The sequence below is a fragment of the Pseudonocardia alni genome (assembly GCF_002813375.1).
Lineage (GTDB): Bacteria > Actinomycetota > Actinomycetes > Mycobacteriales > Pseudonocardiaceae > Pseudonocardia > Pseudonocardia alni.
Genome location: NZ_PHUJ01000003.1, coordinates 15,472 through 35,766, shown reverse-complemented (window position 1 = coordinate 35,766; position 20,295 = coordinate 15,472). Strand labels below are relative to the sequence as shown.

General features: G+C 74.9%; 17 protein-coding genes and 1 pseudogene. 7 read left to right on the top strand and 11 right to left on the bottom strand.

Going from position 1 to position 20,295, the window contains the following annotated elements:
* Positions 1 to 39: 39 nt before the first annotated feature.
* From aroH to ATL51_RS01525, 9 genes and pseudogenes are all read right to left on the bottom strand, one after another.
* On the bottom strand, positions 40 to 402 hold the full coding sequence (gene aroH / locus ATL51_RS01570; RefSeq protein WP_073575213.1) for a chorismate mutase: 363 nt from the start codon (positions 400 to 402) through the stop codon (positions 40 to 42).
* The gene (locus ATL51_RS01565; RefSeq protein ID WP_100877411.1) at positions 402 to 1,163 is read right to left on the bottom strand and encodes a pseudouridine synthase; all 762 of its coding nucleotides are present in this window, start codon (positions 1,161 to 1,163) and stop codon (positions 402 to 404) included. The genes aroH and ATL51_RS01565 overlap by 1 nt, the downstream gene beginning before the upstream one ends.
* A gap of 5 nt (positions 1,164 to 1,168) precedes the next feature.
* Positions 1,169 to 2,017 carry an SMC-Scp complex subunit ScpB gene (scpB, locus tag ATL51_RS29205; protein WP_100880402.1) on the bottom strand — a complete coding sequence of 283 codons (849 nt, stop codon included), beginning with the start codon at positions 2,015 to 2,017 and terminating at the stop codon, positions 1,169 to 1,171.
* 799 nt (positions 2,018 to 2,816) lie between these two features.
* Positions 2,817 to 3,680, bottom strand: a pseudogene (locus ATL51_RS29200) (segregation and condensation protein A); the annotation flags it as partial.
* Positions 3,681 to 3,682: 2 nt separating this feature from the next.
* A complete protein-coding gene (locus ATL51_RS01545) occupies positions 3,683 to 4,576 on the bottom strand; it encodes a ParA family protein (protein WP_100877410.1) in 894 nt (297 codons plus the stop codon).
* 190 nt (positions 4,577 to 4,766) lie between these two features.
* Entirely contained in the window at positions 4,767 to 5,438 is a 672-nt protein-coding gene (locus tag ATL51_RS01540; protein ID WP_157818185.1) for a DUF4097 family beta strand repeat-containing protein, read from the bottom strand.
* A gap of 127 nt (positions 5,439 to 5,565) precedes the next feature.
* Positions 5,566 to 6,435 (bottom strand): type IV toxin-antitoxin system AbiEi family antitoxin domain-containing protein, encoded by an 870-nt coding sequence (locus ATL51_RS01535; RefSeq protein WP_100877408.1) that lies wholly within the window; start codon positions 6,433 to 6,435, stop codon positions 5,566 to 5,568.
* Between the two features lie 130 nt (positions 6,436 to 6,565).
* Positions 6,566 to 7,480: a site-specific tyrosine recombinase XerD gene (locus tag ATL51_RS01530; RefSeq protein WP_392567391.1), complete on the bottom strand. Its 915-nt coding sequence runs from the start codon at positions 7,478 to 7,480 to the stop codon at positions 6,566 to 6,568.
* An 11-nt stretch (positions 7,481 to 7,491) separates the two neighbouring features.
* Positions 7,492 to 8,484, bottom strand: a complete 993-nt coding sequence (locus ATL51_RS01525; RefSeq protein WP_100877407.1) for an LLM class F420-dependent oxidoreductase — start codon at positions 8,482 to 8,484, stop codon at positions 7,492 to 7,494.
* A gap of 141 nt (positions 8,485 to 8,625) precedes the next feature.
* Between ATL51_RS01525 and ATL51_RS01520 the strand changes: the two genes are divergently transcribed.
* From ATL51_RS01520 to ATL51_RS01490, 7 genes are all read left to right on the top strand, one after another.
* Complete coding sequence (locus ATL51_RS01520; protein WP_073575220.1) at positions 8,626 to 9,963, top strand: purine-cytosine permease family protein; 1,338 nt, start codon at positions 8,626 to 8,628, stop codon at positions 9,961 to 9,963.
* A 68-nt stretch (positions 9,964 to 10,031) separates the two neighbouring features.
* Complete coding sequence (locus tag ATL51_RS01515; protein WP_100877406.1) at positions 10,032 to 11,624, top strand: hydantoinase/oxoprolinase family protein; 1,593 nt, start codon at positions 10,032 to 10,034, stop codon at positions 11,622 to 11,624.
* A 5-nt stretch (positions 11,625 to 11,629) separates the two neighbouring features.
* Positions 11,630 to 12,697, top strand: coding sequence for a DUF917 domain-containing protein (locus ATL51_RS01510; RefSeq protein ID WP_100880401.1), 1,068 nt, complete (start codon positions 11,630 to 11,632; stop codon positions 12,695 to 12,697).
* The gene (locus ATL51_RS01505; RefSeq protein WP_073575223.1) at positions 12,694 to 13,827 is read left to right on the top strand and encodes a DUF917 domain-containing protein; all 1,134 of its coding nucleotides are present in this window, start codon (positions 12,694 to 12,696) and stop codon (positions 13,825 to 13,827) included. Before ATL51_RS01510 ends, ATL51_RS01505 begins: the two co-directional genes overlap by 4 nt.
* An 18-nt stretch (positions 13,828 to 13,845) precedes the next feature.
* Positions 13,846 to 14,985, top strand: a complete 1,140-nt coding sequence (locus tag ATL51_RS01500; RefSeq protein ID WP_157818184.1) for a DUF917 domain-containing protein — start codon at positions 13,846 to 13,848, stop codon at positions 14,983 to 14,985.
* Complete coding sequence (locus ATL51_RS01495) at positions 14,982 to 16,469, top strand: PucR family transcriptional regulator (protein WP_100877404.1); 1,488 nt, start codon at positions 14,982 to 14,984, stop codon at positions 16,467 to 16,469. Before ATL51_RS01500 ends, ATL51_RS01495 begins: the two co-directional genes overlap by 4 nt.
* 19 nt (positions 16,470 to 16,488) lie before the next feature.
* Positions 16,489 to 17,541 (top strand): NINE protein, encoded by a 1,053-nt coding sequence (locus ATL51_RS01490; protein ID WP_100877403.1) that lies wholly within the window; start codon positions 16,489 to 16,491, stop codon positions 17,539 to 17,541.
* 152 nt (positions 17,542 to 17,693) lie between these two features.
* Here ATL51_RS01490 and ATL51_RS01485 read toward each other — a convergent pair whose 3' ends face one another.
* Together ATL51_RS01485 and ATL51_RS01480 are read right to left on the bottom strand one after the other, a co-directional pair.
* Positions 17,694 to 18,326 (bottom strand): NUDIX domain-containing protein, encoded by a 633-nt coding sequence (locus ATL51_RS01485; RefSeq protein ID WP_073575225.1) that lies wholly within the window; start codon positions 18,324 to 18,326, stop codon positions 17,694 to 17,696.
* A gap of 169 nt (positions 18,327 to 18,495) precedes the next feature.
* Positions 18,496 to 20,274 (bottom strand): CTP synthase, encoded by a 1,779-nt coding sequence (locus ATL51_RS01480; protein WP_100877402.1) that lies wholly within the window; start codon positions 20,272 to 20,274, stop codon positions 18,496 to 18,498.
* Between the last annotated feature and the right edge of the window lie 21 nt (positions 20,275 to 20,295).

The window sequence follows — 20,295 nt, the reverse complement described above, 5'->3', positions numbered from 1 at the left end:
TGTCGCCGGTCGGCCCCCGCCACGACGGGGCGGGGTGTCCTACTGGGGCAGATCGGTGCGCAGCGCCCGCGCCCCGTGCAGGTAGACGTGCCGCATCGCCGAGCGCGGCTTCGGGGTGTCGACGTGGGCGAGCAGCCGCAGCACCCGCGGCAGCGCGCCGGGCACCGCCATCTCGGTGGCGCACATCAGCGGCACGTCGGTCAGCCCGAGCAGCCGTGCCGCGTACGCCGGGAACTCGGCGGTGAGGTCCGGGGTGGCGGTGAACCAGATCGAGATGATGTCGTCGGAGCGCAGCTCGTTGCGCTCCAGGACCGCGGTGACCAGCTCGGCGGAGCGGTCGAGGATCTCCTGCCGGTCGTCGGCGTCGACCTGGGTCGCGCCCCGCAGGGCCCGCACGGCCATCAGAGACCGACCGCCTTGTACAGCGAGCCCACCTCGACGCGGTCGAGGGGCCGCAGCTTGCCGGGACGCTGGTTGCCCAGGGCGACCGAGCCGACGTGGGTCCGCACCAGACGCAGCACCGGGTGGCCGACCTCCGAGAGCATCCGACGCACGATGTGCTTGCGCCCCTCGTGCAGGACCAGCTGCACCGTGGCGCGGCCGGGGACGGCGTCGACGAGCTTGAACGCGTCGACGCGGGCGATGCCGTCCTCGAGCTCGATGCCGTCGCGCAGCCGCCGCCCGAGGTCCCGGGCGATCTTGCCCTCGATCTCGGCGAGGTAGGTCTTGGGCACCTCGTAGGACGGGTGCATCAGCCGGTGGCCGAGCTCGCCGTCGTTGGTGAGCAGCAGCAGCCCCTCGGTCTCGGCGTCGAGCCGGCCGACGTGGAACAGCCGCTGCGCGGTGTTCATGATCTCGACGCGGTCGGCGAGCAGGTCACCGATGCAGGGCCGGCCCATGTCGTCGGACATCGTGGAGTGCAGCCCGAACGGCTTGTTCAGCGCCAGGTAGACCTGGTCGTCGCGCAGGGTGACCCGGGCGCCGTCGACGTGGACGACCGCGGTGTCCGGGTCGATCCGGCGGCCCTGCTCACGGACGGTCTCGCCGTCGACCTGCACGCGTCCCTGCGCGATGAGGTCCTCGGCCGCGCGCCGGGAGGCGACGCCCGCGCGGGCCAGCACCTTCTGGAGCCGGACGCCGTCGGGGTCGTGTGTGTTGCTCATGGTGCCTAGCTTTCCAGGTCGTCGATCGCGTCGATGTCGGGCAGCAGCGGTGCCAGCGGGGGCAGCTCGGCCACCGAGGAGATCCCGAGCCGTTCGAGGAACAGCTCGGTCGTCCGGAACAGTGTCCCCCCTGTGTGTTCCTCGGTGCCGGCCTCCTCCACCAGTCCACGGGTGAGCAGGGTGCGGAGCACGCCGTCGCAGTTGACGCCGCGGACCGCGGAGACCCGTGCACGGGTGACCGGCTGGCGGTAGGCGACGACGGCGAGGGTCTCCAGCGCGGCCCGGGTCAGCCGGGCGCGCTGGCCGTCCATCAGCATCTTCTCGACGTAGGGGGCGTAGCGGTCGCGGGTGTAGAACCGCCAGCCCTCCCCCGCGCGGCGCAGGTCGATGCCGCGCCGGTCGGCGGTGTAGGCCAGCGACATCCGGTGCAGCGTCTGCCGGATCCGCGACGGCGTCTGGTGCAGCGCCGTGGCCAGGGACGGCTCGTCGACGGGGGCGTCGACGACGAGCAGCAGCGCCTCCAGGGCGTGCTCGAGCTCGGTGTCGTCGGCGAGCTCGTGGAACTCGGGCTCCTCGGGTTCCGGCTCGTCCTGGGTTCCGGGTTCCTCCGCTCGGGGGTCCTCTGCTCCGCGGGCCTTCGGCCCGTTCTCCGGCGCAGCCGAGTCGTCCGGCCCGGCAGCCGGGTCAGGATGGACGGAGTCGCGCCCACCGGGCCGCCCGGACCGGTCGTCCTGGACGTCGAGCGTTGCGGATGCGTCGTTGCGAACACCGTTGCGCGACGCTCGACCGTCGGTCGACGTGTCCGAGGGGGCGGCATCGCCGGCGGTGGGGTCACCGGACCGGTCGAGATGCACGTTTCCGCCCTCGGCGGGGCCGGAACGTGCGTCTCGATCGCCCGGCGTCGCAGGTGCGGTGGTGACGGGTCCGGAGACCGCCGGCTCGGTGCCGGCGAGCCGGGCCGCCACAGGCTCGATGTCGGCTGCGGGCCCGGCGTCCCGGGCGGGCTCCGCGGAGCGGGCGAGCTCGGCGTCGGCGGTCGTCGCCTCCTCGTCGGCCTCGTCGGCCTCGTCGGCCTCGTCGGCCCCGTCGGCCCCGTCGGCCCCGTCGGCCCCGTCGGCCGTAGCCTCCGGCTCCGGGGCGGCTCGGTCGTCCGCGCCGGCCGCGACCTGCGGCGACGCGGTGGCGTGCGGGCTGCGCGGCACCGTGCGGCCGATCAGGCGCAGCAGCTCGGACGGGTCCTCCGGGTCGTCGGAGCCCGGCCGGTCGTCCGGCTCAGTCACCGGTGGTTCCGGTCCTCTCGTCGTCGGGGTCGGGACGGTGCACGTGCAGATCGTCGAGGTCCGCGTCCGGGCCGTCCGGATCCAGATCCGCCTCGTCCGGGCGGTCGAGGTCGGAGTCCGGACCGCCGAGGTCGTCGAGGTCCGCGTCCGGGTCGTCCAGATCCGCGTCGGGGTCGTCCAGATCCGTATCCGGATCGTCCAGGCCCGCGTCCCGAGCCTCCGGGTCCGCCCCGGAATCGGAGTCGGCATCGGGAACGGAGTCGGCGTCGGGATCGGGGTCGGCGGCCGGGTCAGGGGCGGAGCCGGAGCCGGACGCGACCGACTCGTCGACGCGGTTCTTCTTCCGGCGGCGCCGGTTGCGCGCCCGCACCGCCTCCTCGGCGGCCGCGGCCTCGTCCTCCAGCGCGGCGGCGTAGGCGACCGGGTCGTCCTCGCGGTCCGCGGTCCAGGTGACCGTCAGGTCGGCGAACGCCTCCGGCTGCTCCAGGGCCACCGAGCGCTCCCGGTACAGCTCCAGCAGTGCCATGAACCGGGCGATGACCTCCAGCGTCGCGACGCAGTCGGCGGTCAGGTCGGCGAAGGTGGCCGTCCCGGCGAGCGCGAGCCGCTCCCGCAGGATCGCCGCGTGCTCGGGCACCGACACGTGCACCGCGTGCAGGTGGTCGACGCCGACCTCGTCGGGCGGGCGCGGCCGGAACACCGCGGCGGCGAGCTCGGCGAAGGCCTGCGCGTCGACGCCGAGCAGCACCTCGGGCAGCAGGTCGGCGTAGCGGTCCTCGATCGCGACCGAGCGCGGGAAGCGGCGCATCGCGCCGTTCTCCAGCTCGACGAACAGCGCCGCGGCCTCCTTGTAGGCGCGGTACTGCAGCAGCCGGGCGAACAGCAGGTCACGGGCCTCGAGCAGGGCGAGGTCGTCCTCGTCGTCGACCTCGGCGCCGGGGACGAGCCGCGCGGCCTTCAGGTCGAGCAGGGTCGCCGCGACGACCAGGAACTCGGTGATCTCGTCGAGGTCGGCGTCGTCGCCGAGGCCGGTGAGATGGGCGATGAAGTCGTCGGTGACCTTGTGCAGGGCCATCTCGGTGAGGTCGAGCTCGTGCTTGCCGATCAGCTGCAGCAGCAGGTCGAACGGGCCCTCGAAGTTGTACAGCCGGACGGTGAAACGCCGGGTCCGCGGCGCGGCGACGTCGTTGTCGTCGAGACCGTCGCCCAGACCTTCGGGAGCACCGTCGGCGAGCAGCGTCACCGGGCGATGACCTCGCGGGCGAGCATCCGGTACGCCTCCGCGGCGTACGACGTGGGCGCCCACGTCGTGATCGGCTCCCCGGCGACCGTGGTCTCCGGGAACTTGATCGTCCGGTTGATGACGGCGTCGAACACCTTGTCCCCGAACGCCTCCACCACGCGGTCGTGGACCTCGCGGGTGTGCAGCGTGCGGGTGTCGAACATCGTCGGGAGCACGCCGAGCAGGCGCAGGTCCGGGTTGAGCCGCTCGGTGACCTTGTCGATGGTGTCCATCAGCAGTGCCACGCCGCGCAGCGAGAAGAACTCGCACGCCAGCGGGATGAGGACCTCGTCGGCGCAGGCGAGCGCGTTGATCGTGAGCAGGCCCAGCGACGGCTGGCAGTCGATGAGGACGATGTCGTAGTCGGGCAGGAACCGCTTGAGGGCGCGGCCGAGTGCCTGCTCCCGGCCGACCTCGGTGACGAGCTGGACCTCGGCCGCCGACAGGTCGATGTTCGACGGCAGCAGGTCCAGGTTCTCGACGCCGGTGTCCTGGAGCACCTCGTCTGCCTCGACGCCGCGTTCCATCAACAGGTTGTAGACGGTGGACTCGAGCTGGTGGGGCTGCACGCCGAGGCCCACCGACAGCGCGCCCTGCGGGTCGAAGTCGACGAGCAGGACCCTGCGGCCGTACTCGGCGAGCGCGGCCCCGAGGTTGATCGTCGACGTCGTCTTCCCGACGCCGCCCTTCTGGTTCGCCACCGCGATCACGCGGGCCGGGCCGTGCACCGACAGCGGTGCGGGCTCGGGAGCGCGCGCGCTGGTGGTCTGGGTGCCTCGCCCGTGATCCGGCGTCGGCTCGTCGCTCGGGTCGTCGAGCCTGCCCTGGGCCTCCGGCCGCGTCGGGTTCATGCGGTCTCCGGTCTCGTCGCGGGTACCGTGCCGGGTCCCGGGTCCCGGTCAGGGCCTGAGACCGCACTGCAGGAGATGTCCCCACGTGCGGCGACGTCCCCGTCGGGCCACGTCGCGGTATGGATTTCCAGGTCACCCTACCTGCGGGCGGGCGCCGTCCGGCCGACGGTGCGCCCCGGCGTGTCGCGCCTCAGCGGGCGGGCAGGACCGAGACCCCGCCCGCGCTGCTCTTCGCGGTGATCCGGTGGTCGGCACCGGGCTGGTCGGGGACGCCGACCTCGGTCGACCCGGCGGAGGTCTCGGTGGTCACCTCGTAGGCCGGACCCACCGGGACCCGGATCTCGACGCCGCCGGCGCTGGACTCCGCGGTCACGTCCGCGGCCGCTGCGGCGAAGGTCAGCTCGACCGCGCCGGCGCTGGACCTCGCCCGCACGTCGCCCGGTCCGGCACCGGTGGCGCTGACCTCGCCCGCCGACGACGTCAGGTCCAGTTCCCCGGTCAGTCCCTGGACCTCGATGCCGCCCGCACGCAGGTCGACCAGCGCCGACGACGAGGCGGGCGCGGTCACCACGAGACCGGCCTGGCAGCGGTCGCCGCCCTGGTCCGGGCAGCGGACGGTGACCCGCAGGACGCCGCCGTCGACCTTCTGCTCGACCTGTGGGCGGGCGTCACCGGTCCACCGCAGGTCCTGCTCGACCGACGCCTTCTCCCCCGCGACGAGGCGCAGCGCCCCGGCGTCGGAGTCGACCTCGACCCGGGTGACCGTCCCGTCGACGGGCTCGTTCACCGCCTGCTGCTGCTCCTGCCCGGCGGCGGCACCACCGCATCCGGCCAGGAGGAGTCCCGCCACGACCGCCGTCACCCACGCTCCGTACCGCATGGGCCCCGGAACGTAGTCGTTCGCCGTCCCACGCCGAGCGCCGCCCCCACGATCACGGATCGGGCACCGATCCGGTCGCTCACCGACTCCGACGGTGCCGGATCCGTGATCACCCGGTGGCGAGCCGGAGTGCGCGGCGGATCTCGGCGACCACCCGCCCGGGTGCGGTGTCGAGGTCGTGCCAGGTCACCCGCAGGATCGTCCAGCCGTGGCCGGCCAGGACGTTGCCCTTGCGCCGGTCGTTGCGGAACCGCGCGACGTCGCTGTGCCACGCCCACCCGTCGAACTCGACGCCGACCCGTTCGGCCGGGAAGGCGAGGTCGAGCTCGTAGGGGCCGACCCGGTGGGCCCGTACCCACCCGGTCAGACCGGCCTCCCGCAGCACACGCATCAACCGCCGTTCGGCACCGGACCCGGCCCGGTCCCCCGCGGCGACGAGCAGCTCCCGTGCCCGGGGCGCGCCGGTGGCCCCGCTCATCCGGCACCAGGCCGCGTGCAGCGCACCGAACATCATCCCGCGCTGCAGCGCCCGGTCGAGCAGCGCGGCGCCGTCCGGCAGCGCGACGGCGGTCTCCAGCACGGTGAGTGGCCGCGCCGTCACCCCGACACCGCGGCGCACACCCCGGTCGGCCGGGTGCAGATCCCGGCGGCGCACCCGCACCCCGGGTCGCACGGCGCGACGGGTCCGCCGCGGCACCGTCACCCCGGCGACGACCGGGGCGGCGTCGAGGAACCCGTGCCACCAGGCCGCGGCCGGCCCGTGCAGCACCGCGTCCGGACCCGCCCAGAACGACACCGCGCGCAGCCGGGCCTCGGGGCCGTACGGATGCGTCCGGTCGTGGTGGACTCCGGGCAGCGGGGTCCACCAGTGGCCCGCTGCGACCCGGCGGTAGACCGACCGGGCCGGGACCCCGCAGGCCACGGCCTGCGTCGTCGTCACCACACCGGCCTGTGCACGCAGCAGCTCCCACAGCTCCATCCGGCCACCCTGTCCACCGGCGCCACCCCCCACACCGGAACCGGACCCCTCCGTCGCGAACGCGAACGCGTGATCACGGATCGGGCACCGGACGCGTCGGTGGGCGACCGGGGCGGTGCCCGATCCGTGATCACCCCCGGGCGCGGGGGTGCGCGGTGGCGTAGACCTCGCGCAACGTGTCGACGGTGACGTGGGTGTAGATCTGCGTGGTCGCGACGCTCGCGTGCCCGAGCAGCTCCTGCACCACCCGTACGTCGGCGCCGCCGGAGAGCAGGTGGGTGGCGAAGCAGTGCCGCAGGGTGTGCGGGGAGACCGCGGCGACGACGTCGCCGGGCAGCCCGGACGCCTCGGCGGCGGCGCGCAGGACGTGCCAGGCGCTCTGCCGGGACAGCCGGTTGCCGCGGGCGTTGAGCAGCAGCGCCGGGCTGCCCGTGCCCCGTCCGGCGAGGTCGGGCCGGGCCCGGACCCGGTAGGCGTCGACGGCGGCCAGCGCGGGGCGCCCGACGGGCACGATCCGCTGCTTGTTCCCCTTGCCGTGCAGCAGGATCGTCCGCGCGTCCGGGTCCAGGTCGTCGAGGTCGGCGCCGACGACCTCGGAGATCCGGGCGCCGGTGGAGTACAGCAGCTCCAGCAGGGCCCGGTCGCGCAGCCCGACCGGGCCGTCGGACACGCAACCGGCGAGAAGCTGGTCGACCTGGTCGACCGACAGCGCGGACGGCAGCCGCGAGCCCAGTGCCGGCGGCGCCACACCGGCCGCGACGTCGGTCGGGGTGAGCCCCTCGTACAGCGCGAACCGGTGCAGCCCGCGCACCGCGGCCAGCGCCCGCGCCGCCGAGGACGCGGCCAGCGGGCGCTCCCCCGTGCGCAGCGCCGTGACGAACGCGGCGACGTCGGCCTCGGCCACCTGGGTCAGCTCCGCGCGTCCCAGGTGGTCGAGGTGGTCGAGGTAGCGCCCGAGGTCGAGCCGGTAGGAGCGCAGGGTGTTCTGCGCCCGTCCCCGTTCGACGGCCAGGTGGTCGAGGTAGTCCTCGGCCACCCGGCGCACGGTCGGCACCGTCAGTCCCGCAGGGCCGGGACGACCTCGCGCTCGAACAGCTCGATGCCCGACCGGTCGTAGGCGGCCTCGGGGAAGTAGAAGATGCCGTAGCTCATGCCGACGGCCTGCAGCGCGGAGAGCTTCTCCACGATCTGCTCCGGGGTCCCGACGCCGGGCATCCCGCGGAACGCACCCAGCGCGCCCTGGGCCTTCTCCGCACCGACGATCGGCTCCAGCCGGGCGACGAGCCGGGCGAGCCGCTCCTCCACCTCGGCCTCGGTGTGCCCGATCGCGACGTTGTAGTTGGCCGAGCGGACGATGGCGTCGTAGTCGGTGCCGACGTCGCGGCAGTGGTCGGCGAGCAGCGCCGACTTGTGTCGGAAGCCGTCGAGGGTGCCGTCGAAGTTGGTGTACTGCGCGTACTTCGCGGCGATCTTGAGGGTGACCTTCTCGCCGCCGCCGGCGATCCACAGCGGGATGCCGCCGTCCTGGAGCGGGCGGGGCGCGACGATGGCGTCGTCGACGGTGTAGTGCTTCCCGTGCAGGGTGGCCCGGCCCTCGCGCCAGGCCTGGGCGAAGATCTGCACGCCCTCGTCGAGCATGCCGAGCCGCTCGCCGGGCCGGGGGAAGCCGTAGCCGTAGGCGCGCCACTCGTGCTCGTACCAGCCGCCGCCGATGCCCATCTCGACGCGGCCCTTGGAGATGACGTCGGTGGTGGCGGCGACCTTCGCCAGGTACGCGGGGTTGCGGTAGGCCATGCAGGTGCACATCTGGCCGAGCCGCACCCGCTCGGTCGTCGCGGCGAAGGCGGCCATCAGGCTCCACGCCTCGTGGCAGGCCTCGTCGGTGGGCGCGGGGACGGTGTGGAAGTGGTCGTACACCCAGACCGACTCCCAGACGTCGCCGCGGTCGGCGTGCTCGGCGAGGCCGCGCATCACGTCCCACTGGGCGGCGGGATCGATGCCGACGAGGTCGAGACGCCAGCCCTGGGGCACGAAGAGTCCGAAACGCATGCGCCGAGCCTAGGACGTCCGTCGCGCGGCGACCCGTAAGGGCAGTCTGCACAGTGGTCGGCCCCGGACCGGGCACATCGCCCCGTGACCGGGCTCTGACCTGCACCTACCGTTCTCGCAACCAGCCGAGAGGAGACCGAGATGAGCGGTGGGGTCGGTACGGACGACTACGCCCTGACCAGGGTTCCGGAGCACGCCCGGTACTCGTGGTGGAGCGTGGCGGTACAGCGGTTCGGGCAGGTGTCGGCCCTGAGCCAGTTCCTGCTCGGCTCGACACTCGGGTTCGGGATGGGGTTCTGGGACGCCTTTCTCGCCTTCACCCTCGGCGCGGTGATCCTGGAGCTGGTCTCGATCGGCGTCGGGATCATCGGCTGCAAGGAGGGCCTGAACACCTCGCTGCTGGCCCGCTGGACCGGCTTCGGCCACGGCGGCAGCGCGCTGATCGGCGTCGCGATCGGGGTGAGCCTCGTCGGCTGGTTCGGCGTGCAGTCCGGGGTCTCGGCCGAGGGCCTGGTCACGCTGATCGGCGGGCTGCCGGTCTGGGCGTGGTCGCTGGTGTTCGGCCTGGTCGTCACCATGATCGTGCTGTGGGGCTTCGGCTCGATGCAGTGGGTCGCCTACATCACCGTGCCGGCGTTCCTGGTGCTGGTCGGCTGGTCGATCGGCAGCGCCCTGCTCGGCCACGACCTCGGCGCGCTCATGGCGAGCCCGCCGCCGGGGCCGTCGATCTCGCTGGTCGAGGGCACGACGCTGGTCGCGGGCGGCTTCATCGTCGGGGCGATCATCACCCCGGACATGACCCGGTTCAACCGGACCTCCGCCGACGTGGTCAAGCAGACCGTCGTCGGGTTCACCCTCGGCGAGTACGTGATCGGCATGTCCGGTGTGCTGCTGGCGCACGCCATCCGCTCCGACGACATCATCACCATCGTCACGTCGTCGGTCGGCTGGGTCGGGACGCTGATCATCATCCTCGGCACCCTCAAGATCAACGACTGGAACCTCTACTCGTCCGGGCTGGGCGTGGTGAACTTCGCGGGAACCGTGCTCGGGCGCACTGTGAGCCGCCCGATGGTCACCCTCGCGCTCGGCGTGGTCGGCTCGCTGCTGGCCGCGGGCGGCATCCTCGACCTGTTCACCGGGTTCCTGTCGGTGCTGGGCGTGGTGTTCCCGCCGATCGCCGGGATCATGGTCGCCGAGTACTTCGTGGTGAAGCGCTGGCGCGGTGACCTGGAGGCGGCGCGGGCCACCGGTGCACTGCCCGCCACCTCACCGACCTGGGTCCCGGCGACGCTGGCCGTCTGGGCCGCGTCGGCCCTGCTCGGCGGTCTCGTCGACGCCGGGCTGCCCAGCGTGAACTCGATCGTGGCGGCCTTCGTGCTCTACGTCGTCGCCGGACGGCTCGGGCTGCTCCGCGGGATCGGTGTCAGCCGCACCGAGGCGCCGGACCGGGCCGCCACCCCCGCCGTCACGTCCTGACCCGCACTCCGCGCCGCCCGCCCGTGACGTCACGGGCGGGCGGCGCGGCACCACCGAAGGAGCACTCCATGCGTATCGGCATCGACGTCGGCGGCACCAACACCGACGCCGTCCTGCTCGACGACGCCCCGTCCGGCGGTGTCCGGGTGCTGGCCGCCGTCAAGTCCGCGACCACCGACGACGTCACCTCCGGCATCGTCGGCGCGCTCACCGGGCTGCAGGCCGACCACCCGTTCTCCCCCGGCGACGTCGACGCCGTGATGATCGGGACGACGCACTTCGTCAACGCCCTGGTCGAGGCCCGTCGGCTCGCCCCCACCGCGGCGCTGCGCCTGGGCCTGCCCGCCACCGCGGCGCTGCCCCCGATGGTCGACTGGCCGCAGCGGCTGGTCGACGCGACCGCCGGGCGCGGCTACCTCGCCCACGGCGGCCACGAGTTCGACGGCCGCCGCATCTCCCCGCTCGACCCGGACGAGCTGCGCCGCCACGCCGCGGACATGGCCGCCCACGGCGTCCGCTCGGTCGCGATCTCCTCGGTGTTCTCCCCGGTGACCAGCGAGTGCGAGCTGGCCGCCGCGGAGATCATCGCCGAGGAGCTGGGCCCGGACGTGCCGATCTCGCTCTCCCACGAGATCGGCCGGGTCGGGCTGCTGGAGCGGGAGAACGCGACGATCGTCAACGCCGCGCTGCGCGAGCTCGCCGCGCACATCGTCGACGCGCTCGCCGGGGCGGTGCAGGGCCAGGGCATCACCGCACCGCTGTACCTGTCGCAGAACGACGGCACCCTGATGGACGTCGCCTACACCCGTCGCTACCCGGTGGCGACGTTCGCCTCCGGCCCGACGAACTCGATGCGCGGCGCCGCCGTGCTGTCCGGGCTGGGCACCTGCGCGGTCGTCGACGTCGGCGGCACCACCTCCGACGTCGGCGTGCTGACCGCGGGCTTCCCGCGCGAGGCCGCCGTCGAGGTCAGCGTGGCCGGGGTGCGCACCAACTTCCGGATGCCCGACGTGCTCAGCGTCGGCATCGGCGGCGGCTCCCTGGTCCGCACCGGCTCCCCCGAACGGCCCGACGGGCCCACCGTCGGCCCGGACTCGGTCGGCTACCGGCTCACCGAGCGGGCACTGGTGTTCGGCGGCGACACCCTGACCGCGACCGACATCGCCGTCGCGGCGGGCCGGGCCGACATCGGCGACCGCTCCCTGGTCGCCGGGCTGTCCCGGGAGCTGGTGACCGCGGCGCTGGACCGGATCGCCTCCGACGTCGCCGACGTCGTGGACCGGATGCGGATCTCCGCCGACCCGCTGCCGGTGGTCGCCGTCGGCGGTGGCTCGGTGCTGCTGCCCGAGGCGTTCCCCGGGCTGGGCGCGGTGCACCGCCCGGAGAACTTCGCCGTCGCCAACGCCATCGGCGCGGCGATCGCGCAGGTCGGCGGCGAGGTCGACCGGGTGTACGCGATCGAGCCCGGCCGCCGCGACGCCGTCGTCGACGCCGCCAAGCAGGAGGCCGTGGACCGTGCCGTCGCCTCCGGCGCCGACCCCGGCTCGGTCGCGCTCGTCGACTTCGACGAGGTCCCCATCCCCTACCTGCCCGGCAACGCGACCCGCATCCGCGCGAAGGCGGTCGGCGACCTGCGCCTGGAGCGGACGGTGACCCCGTGACGGCGATGCTGACCGCCGAGGACCTGCCCGCGCTCGCCCGTGGCGCGGCGCTGCTGGGGACCGGCGGCGGCGGCGACCCGTACCTGGGACGGCTGCTGGCGCAGCGGGCGCTGCGGGAGCACGGTCCCGTGCCGCTCGTCGACCCCGCCGACCTGCCCGACGACGCCGCCGTGTTCGTCGTCGCGCAGATGGGGGCGCCGACGGTGAGCGTGGAGAAGCTGCCCGCCTACGACGAGATCGGACGCGCGGTCACCGCGCTCGCCGCGCACCTGGGGGTCACGCCCACCCACGTGGCGTGCATCGAGGCCGGTGGCATCAACTCCACGATCCCGGTGGCCGGTGCGGCGATGCTCGGGCTGCCGCTGGTCGACGGCGACGGCATGGGCCGGGCGTTCCCCGAGCTGCAGATGGTACTGCCCGGCGTCGCCGGCGTCCCCGCCACCCCGATGTCGATCACCGACGAGCAGGGCAACACCGGCGTCCTGCACTGCCCGACCGCGAAGTGGGCCGAGGCCCTCGCCCGCTGCATGACCATCACCATGGGCTGCACCGCGATCATCTCGAACTACCCGATGACCGGCGCCCGGGCGCGGGAGACGATGATCCGCGGCACCCTCGGGCTCTGCGTGCGGATCGGGCGCGCCATCGCCGGTGCCCGGGCCGGGTTCACCGACCCGGTCGCGGCGGCCGCCACCGAGGTCGGCGGACGGGTCGTGCACACCGGGAAGGTCGTCGACGTCGAGCGGCGCACCACCACCGGGTTCGCCCGCGGGACGGCGACGCTGTCCGGCGGCTGTGTCCTGCGGTTCCAGAACGAGCACCTGATCGCCGAGGTCGACGGCACGACCGTCGTCACCACCCCGGACCTGATCATGGTGCTGGACACCGCGACCGGGGAGCCGGTGACCACCGAGGCGCTGCGCTTCGGGCACCGGGTCAGCGTGCTCGCCGCCCCCGCGGACCCGCGCTGGCACACCCCGGAGGCGATCGCCGTCGTCGGACCGCGGTACTTCGGCTACGACACCGACCCCGTGCGGGTCCACGACACCGTGACGGACGGAGCACCGGTATGACCTGGACCCTGACCCCGGACGACCTGCCCGACCTCGCCCGCGGCGCCGCGCTGCTCGGCACCGGCGGCGGCGGGGACCCCTACATCGGGCGGCTCATGGTGGAGCAGGCGATGCGCGAGCACGGACCCGTCACCGTGCTCGACCCGGCCGACCCCGCCGACCTGACCGACGACCTGTTCGTCATCGCGACGGCGATGATGGGCGCGCCCACGGTGATGATCGAGAAGATCCCCCGCGGCGACGAGCCGGTTCTCGCCCTGCGCCGCCTGGAGCAGCACCTCGGGCGCACCGCCGATGCGACCATCCCGATGGAGTGCGGCGGCATCAACTCGATGATCCCGCTGCTCGTCGCGGCCCGGACCGGGCTTCCGGTCATCGACGGCGACGGCATGGGCCGGGCGTTCCCGGAGCTGCAGATGGAGACCTTCGGGGTGTACGGCGTGTCCGGGTCGCCGATGGTCGTCGCCGGGGACCACGGCGAGTCGGTGCTCATCGACACCGGCACCGACAACCACCGCATGGAGCACCTGGCGCGCGGGGCCGCCATCCGGATGGGCGGGTCGGCGCTGATCGCGGAGTACCCGATGTCCGGCGCCGACGTGCGCCGCACCGCGATCCCGCACACCCTCACCCTGGCGCTGCGGCTGGGCCGGGCGATCCGGGAGGCACGCGAGCAGCTCGGCGACCCGGTCGGGGCGATCGCCGACGCCCTCGCCCCGACCCTGTACCGGCACCTGCGGGTGCTGTTCGCCGGCAAGGTCTCCGACGTCGAGCGGCGCACCGTCGACGGGTTCGCCCGCGGCACCGCGCGGTTCACCGCGTTCGACGGCGGCTCCGAGCTCCGTACCGTCTTCCAGAACGAGACCCTGGTCGCGACCGTCGACGACACCACCGTCGCGGTCGTCCCGGACCTCATCTGCGTGCTGGAGGCCGAGTCCGGGGAGCCCATCACCACCGAGGCGCTGCGCTACGGCCAGCGCGTCGTCGTGGTGGGGATCTCGACGCCGGACATGATGCGCACGCCGGAGGCCCTCGCGGTGTTCGGGCCGGCCTGCTTCGGGCTGGACGTGCCGTTCGTGCCGCTGGAGACCGCGGTCCCGCGGGGAGCGGGCGCCGCGGACCGGGTCTGACCTGGCAGCATCCGCGTCGTGGAGGTGACCGCAGGCGACGTCGACGCCCTCGTCACCGGGGTGCTGCTGCTGGGCTCCGGCGGGGGTGGCGACGCCCGGGTGTACGCCCACGTGCTGCGCTCGGTGCTGGCGGCGGGCCCGGTCCGGCTGCACTCCCCCGCCGAGCTCGGCGACGCCCCGGTGCTGCCGGTCGGGATGCTCGGCGGCACCCGGGTGCTGGGCGAGAAACTGCCCTCGGGCGACGAGCTGCCCGCGGCCGTGCGCGCGCTGGTCCGCTGGACCGGGGTCACCCCGGCCGCGGTCATGCCGTTCGAGGCGGCCGGCCTGAACGGGGTGCTGCCGCTGCCGCTGGCCCACCAGCTGGGGCTGCCGCTGGTCGACGCCGACCTGATGGGGCGCGCGCTGCCCCGGGTCGACCAGCTGACCCGGGTCGTCGCCGGGGGTGCGGTGACGCCGATGGCGCTGGCCGAGCCGGCGGGGCAGACCGTCGTCGTCGACGGTGGGGACCCGGTGTCGACCGAGCTGACCGTGCGCGCGTTCGTCGCCCAGGCGGGCGGCTGGGCCGGGGCCGTGATGGCGCCCGCACCGGCTGCGGCCGCGCTCGGCGACGCCTGCCTGGGCACGCTGGGCCGCGCGCTGGGGCTGGGCCGCGCGCACGCCGGGCTCGGTGACACCCCGGCACCGGCCCGGGTCGCCGACGCGCTCGGCGGTCACCCGGTCGGCGGCGGCCGGGTGGTGGACGTGCGCCGCTCCCCCGTCGGCCGGTTCGGGCGGGCCGCGGTCACCGTCGACGCGCCCGGCGCCGGCGTCCTGCGGATCGAGGCGGAGAACGAGTACCTGCTCGTGCTGGCCGACGGGGAGCCGGTGGCCGCGTCGCCGGAGGTGATCGTGCTGCTGGACCGTCGCTCGGCCGCGCCGATCGCCGCCGACGCCGTCCGTTCCGGCGACGACGTGCTGGTCCTGGTGCTGCCCGCCCCGCCGTGGTGGGCGGCCCGGCCCGACGCCGCCGTCCACGTCGGCCCGCAGGCGTTCGGCCTGGGTCCTGCTGCGGCCGCCCCGCGGCCGGTCCGTCCCGCACCGGCTGCGGAGCCGCCCGCCCCGCACGCGGCGCGGTCCGCCTGCACGGCGGCCGGCACCGGACAGGAGGCACGACGGTGACCGGCGACCTGCGCCTGCCCGGGCTGCTCGCCCACCCCGACTGGGCCGCGGTGACGACCCTGGGCGGGCCCGCACCGGACGGCGCGGGCATCGAGCGGGTGGTGACCGTCGCCGACCTGCACGCCGACCCGGGCGACGCACGGGCGGCGCTGCTGACGGTCGCGGTGTCCGCTCCACGCGAGGACTGGCACCTGGACGTGCTGCTGCGCCGCGCCGTCGCCGCCGGGGCCGCCGCGGTGCTGCTCGCCGGGGACGATCCGCTGCACCCGGCGAGCCGGCTGCTCGCCGGGCGGATCGGGCTGCCGGTGCTCGGCGCCCCGGACGCGCTGGCCGCCGCGCTGACCGCGACCCGGCTGCTGCAGGAACCCGACCAGGTGGTCGCGGCACTCGTCGGGCGGACGGCGACCGTGTGCGGGGTCCCGCACGGCGGCGTCGACGACCTCGTCGCGGACCTGGCCCGGACCTGGCGACGCCCGGTGTGGCTGCTCGACCCGGGCGGCTCGGTCGTCGCGGGTGCCGACGCGACGGGCTCGAGGACTCCGCCGCCCGTTCCCGGGGCGGCACTGCTGGAGGTGGCGTTCGGGTCGGGCCCGCCGGACGGCCGCCTGGCCGTCGCGGAGCCGGAGGGGGTGCCCGCCGAGACCGCCGCGCTGCGGGCGGCGCTGGCGGTCGCCGCGAACTCGGTGCGGCAGCGCCTCGCCGAGCAGCGGCTCGCCGTGGAGCGCGACGCGCGGCTGCGGACGGCGCTGCTCGCCGAGATCCTGCAGGCCGGGGATCCGGTGCCCGGCGGGCTGCGGCGCCGCGCGCTCGACGCCGGCTGGTCGCTGGACGGCTGGCACGCGGGCCTGCGGATCGACGTGCCGTCCTCGGTGGACGTCGTCGCCGCCCGGGAGCAGGTGCTGCGGGCGGTGGAGACGGCGCGGCTGCGGGCGGTCGTCGTCGAGCAGGGGCCGGGGTGGAGCGCCTGGACGACGTTCGACCACCAGCCCACCGCCGGTGAGCTGCAGCAGCACGCGACGGCCGCGCGGCGCACCCAGTGGCTGCTGCGCGAGTCCCTGCCGACCTCGACGGGGGTGGGGCGGGTGCACCGCGGGGCGGGCGGGCTGGCCCGCACCCTCGGCGAGGCCGGGGACGCGGCCCGGCTCGCGGCCGAACGCACCACCAGCGGCCGGTTCGTCCACGTCGACCGGCTCGGGCTGGGGGCGCTGCTGCTGGCCTGGACCCGCACCGACACGTTCCTGCCCGCCGCCCGGTCGATGCTGGAACCGTTGCAGGGCAGACCCGGGGACCTGCTGACGACGCTGACCGCCTACCTGGACGCCGAGTCGTCGCTGACCGAGACCGCGGCGGTGCTCGGGGTGCACCGCAACACCGTCGCGACCCGGATCGAACGGGTACGCCACGTGCTCGGCGTCGACCTCGCCGACCCGGACGAGCGCCTCGCCCTGCATCTCGCGTGTCGCAGCGTGCTGTTCCACAGCTGATCGCGGCTACGGTCGGGGTATGAGCGCGGACCCGATCGGCTACGCCGAGCAGGAGGAGACGGTGCGGGCGCTGTCCCGCCACTACACGGGCGGGGCGCTGGACGTCGACGCGTTCGACGCGCGGGTGCGCCGGGCCCGGGCGGCGACGACGCGGTCGCAGCTGGCGGCCCTGTTCACCGATCTGCCCGAGCCGCACCCGGCGTCGCTCACCGGGGTGGCGCCGTCGTTGTCCGCGGCCGGCGCCGACCCGAGCGGCGGTCCCGCCGGTGCGGATCCCGCGACCACCGGCCCCGCCAGCACCGGTCCCACCGCCGCGGATGCCGCCGCCGCGGATGCCGCCGCCGCAGATCCGGCCACCACCGGCGCGACCGCGCGCGCCGGCACGTCCACCGGCACGGGCTCCCCGGGCGCCCACGACGACGGGCACAGCGGTGACGCCGAGCGCACCGCGCGCTTCGCGGTCCCCGGCCCGACCCGGGCCACCCCGTACCCGGATCCGTCGGGCCACCCCGCGGCGGGCCCCTACCCGGACCCGTCGCCGACGACCGCCGGCCCCCGCCCCCCGTGGCCGGCCCCCGGGGCGCCCGGCTACCCGGGCGCGGGGTACCCCGGCGGGACGTACCCGTCCGGGACGTACCCGTCCGGGCCGTACCCCGACGGCGGCCCCGCGGGCTTGTCCCCCGGCGGCGGGTTCCCCGGCGGGCCGGCGTGGGCCGCCGGTGCGCCGGGCTGGGCGTCCGGGCAGCAGCAGTACCCGGGCGCGGCCTACCCACCGCACCCCGGGCCCCCGTCCTACGGCCCCTACGGATACGACCCGTCCGCGCCGTACGGCCGCGAGCCCTACTCGGGGCTGCCGTACTCCGACAAGCAGAAGATCGTGGCGGGGCTGCTGCAGCTGTTCCTGCCGTTCGGCATCGGCCGGTTCTACTCGGGCCACACCGGTCTGGCCGTCGCGCAGCTGCTGGTCACGTTCCTGACCTTCGGGATCGGCGCGATCTGGTCGTTCGTCGACGGGATCGTGGTGCTCGCCGGGTCGCCCCGGGACCCGGAGGGTCGTCCGTTGCGGCCCTGACCACCGCCCGGCGCGGTCACCGTGGGCGCGGCCGGGCGGACACCCGTCGGCGCGGCAGGCCGTCACCCGGAGACCCGGCGCGGTCACGCGTCGCCGCGGCCCGCGGTCACCCGTCGCCGCGGCCCGCGGTCACCCGTCGGCGCGGCGGAGGATCACTCGTCGGCGCGGCGGGCGAAGCGGAACGGGCGGTCGGCCCACTCGGCGTCGACCGGGCGGGGGTCGAACTCCCCGGCCAGCACCGCGCGGGCCGCGAGCAGCCCGGCGCAGGACACCGCGTTGACGATCTCGCCGGAGAACACCATCCCGACGGCCTCGGCGATCGGGATCCAGCGCAGCTCCAGGTCGGCCTCCTCGTCGTCGCCCAGGTCGGGGCGGGGCTTCTCGACGAGCTCGCGCGCGAGGAAGATGCGGACCGACTCGTCGGAGAACCCGGGCGAGGGCACGACGTCGAGCAGCACCGACCAGTCCGACGCCGACAGCCCGGCCTCCTCGGTCAGCTCCCGGTCGGCGGTGACCGCGGGGTCCTCCCCCGCCACGTCGAGCAGGCCGGCGGGGAGCTCCCACAGCCGTCGCCGGACGGCGTGGCGGTACTGGTGCAGCATCCGGACCCGCCCGGCCTCGTCCACCGCGACGACGGCGACCGCCCCCGGGTGCTCCAGGATCTCGCGGGTCGCGACCCGGCCGCCGGGCATGACGACGCGGTCCGACCGCAGCGCCATCACGCGGCCGGAGTAGATGTCGGTGGCCGAGCGGACCGGGAAGTCGTGCTCGCCGGGGCGGGTCACCGGGTCACCGCCCGGCGGGTGCGCAGTTCGATCACCCGTCGGACAGTAGCCGTCGGGCCCGGCCCGTGCGGGGCGCGCGGGCCGTGTGGGCCGCGTGCCGCGCCCGGCGGCACGGCCCCGGGCCGCCGTGCCGGGCCGGGCCACCGTCGGCGGCCCGGCCCGGTCGGGGTCAGCGGGCGGAGGTGCTCTCGGCCCGGGCCACGCCGTTGCCGCCCGCGCCGACGGCGACGTCGTCGCCCTCGACCGTCTCGGCGTCGTCGGCGTCGGTGTTGTCCCGGCCGGGCAGGTGCACCGGCAGCCGGTCCTCGGCCCGGTAGCGCAGCGCCGCCTTCACGAACGCCGCGAACAACGGGTGCGGCCGGGTCGGGCGGCTCTTGAGCTCGGGGTGCGCCTGGGTCCCGACGAAGAACGGGTGCTGCGACGACGGCAGCTCCACGAACTCCACCAGCGTCCCGTCCGGGGAGGTCCCGAACACCAGGCCCGCCTCGGTGAGCTGCTGCCGGTAGGCGTTGTTGACCTCGAAGCGGTGCCGGTGCCGCTCGGAGATCTCGCGCGCCCCGTAGGCCTTCGCCGCGACCGAGCCGGGCTGCAGCACCGCCGGGTAGGCACCCAGGCGCATGGTCCCGCCCATGTCCCGCTCGCCCGCGACGACGTCGCGCTGGGTCGCCATCGTCGAGATCACCGGGTGCGCGGTCTCCGGGTCGAACTCGGTCGAGCTCGCGTCCTCCAGGCCGGCGACGGTGCGCGCGGTCTCGATGACCATGCACTGCAGGCCCAGGCACAGCCCCAGGGTGGGGATGCGCCGGGTGCGGGCGTGGGTGATCGCGCCGAGCTTGCCCTCGATGCCGCGGATGCCGAAGCCGCCGGGGACGAGCACCCCGTCGACGCCGTCGAGCGCCTCGGCCGCGCCGGCCGGGGTCTCGCAGGAGTCCGACGGCACCCAGCGGATCGCCACCTTGGCGTGGTGGGCGAAGCCGCCGGCCCGCAGCGCCTCGGTGACCGAGAGGTAGGCGTCGGGCAGGTCGACGTACTTGCCGACCAGTGCGATCGTCGCGGTCTCCCGCGGGTGGTGGACGCGGTCGAGCAGGTCGCCCCACACGGTCCAGTCGACGTCGCGGAACGGCAGCCCGAGCCGGCGCACGACGTAGGCGTCGAGGCCCTCGCCGTGCAGCACCTTCGGGATGTCGTAGATCGACGGGGCGTCCGGGCACGCGGCGACGCCGTCGAGTTCGATGTCGCACATCAGCGAGATCTTGCGCTTCATGCCCTCGGGGATCTCCCGGTCGGCGCGCAGCACCACCGCGTCGGGCTGGATGCCGATGTTGCGCAGCGCCGCGACGGAGTGCTGGGTCGGCTTGGTCTTCAGCTCGCCCGACGGCGCCAGGTACGGCACCAGCGACACGTGCAGGAAGAAGCAGTTGTCCCGGCCGACCTCGTGACGGACCTGGCGGGCGGCCTCGACGAACGGCAGCGACTCGATGTCGCCGATGGTGCCGCCGACCTCGGTGATGACGACGTCGGGGGCCAGGCCCTCGGCGTCGGGCTCGGCCATCGCGAGGACGCGGTCCTTGATCTCGTTGGTGATGTGCGGGATGACCTGGACGGTGTCGCCGAGGTACTCGCCGCGACGCTCCTTGGCGATGACCTCGGAGTAGACCTGGCCGGTGGTGACGTTGGCCCGCCCGGCGAGGTCGCGGTCCAGGAACCGCTCGTAGTGGCCGACGTCGAGGTCGGTCTCGGCACCGTCCTCGGTGACGAACACCTCGCCGTGCTGGAACGGGTTCATCGTCCCGGGGTCGACGTTCAAGTAGGGGTCGAGCTTCTGCATGGTGACGCGAAGCCCGCGCGCGGTGAGCAACTGACCGAGACTGGAGGCGGTCAGGCCCTTACCCAGCGAGGACGCGACCCCACCGGTGACGAAGAGATGACGGGTGGCGCGAGTCTGCACGGAGTTTCAGCCTACCGATCG

Coding starts and splice junctions, on each gene's coding strand:
- ATL51_RS01515 (WP_100877406.1), top strand. CDS start 10,032: ATGCGTATCGGCATCGACGTCGGCGGCACCAACACCGACGCCGTCCTG.
- ATL51_RS01525 (WP_100877407.1), bottom strand. CDS start 8,484: ATGCGTTTCGGACTCTTCGTGCCCCAGGGCTGGCGTCTCGACCTCGTC.
- ATL51_RS01545 (WP_100877410.1), bottom strand. CDS start 4,576: ATGAACCCGACGCGGCCGGAGGCCCAGGGCAGGCTCGACGACCCGAGC.
- ATL51_RS01520 (WP_073575220.1), top strand. CDS start 8,626: ATGAGCGGTGGGGTCGGTACGGACGACTACGCCCTGACCAGGGTTCCG.
- ATL51_RS01535 (WP_100877408.1), bottom strand. CDS start 6,435: ATGGAGCTGTGGGAGCTGCTGCGTGCACAGGCCGGTGTGGTGACGACG.
- aroH (WP_073575213.1), bottom strand. CDS start 402: ATGGCCGTGCGGGCCCTGCGGGGCGCGACCCAGGTCGACGCCGACGAC.
- ATL51_RS01565 (WP_100877411.1), bottom strand. CDS start 1,163: ATGAGCAACACACACGACCCCGACGGCGTCCGGCTCCAGAAGGTGCTG.
- ATL51_RS01505 (WP_073575223.1), top strand. CDS start 12,694: ATGACCTGGACCCTGACCCCGGACGACCTGCCCGACCTCGCCCGCGGC.
- ATL51_RS01490 (WP_100877403.1), top strand. CDS start 16,489: ATGAGCGCGGACCCGATCGGCTACGCCGAGCAGGAGGAGACGGTGCGG.
- ATL51_RS01510 (WP_100880401.1), top strand. CDS start 11,630: ATGCTGACCGCCGAGGACCTGCCCGCGCTCGCCCGTGGCGCGGCGCTG.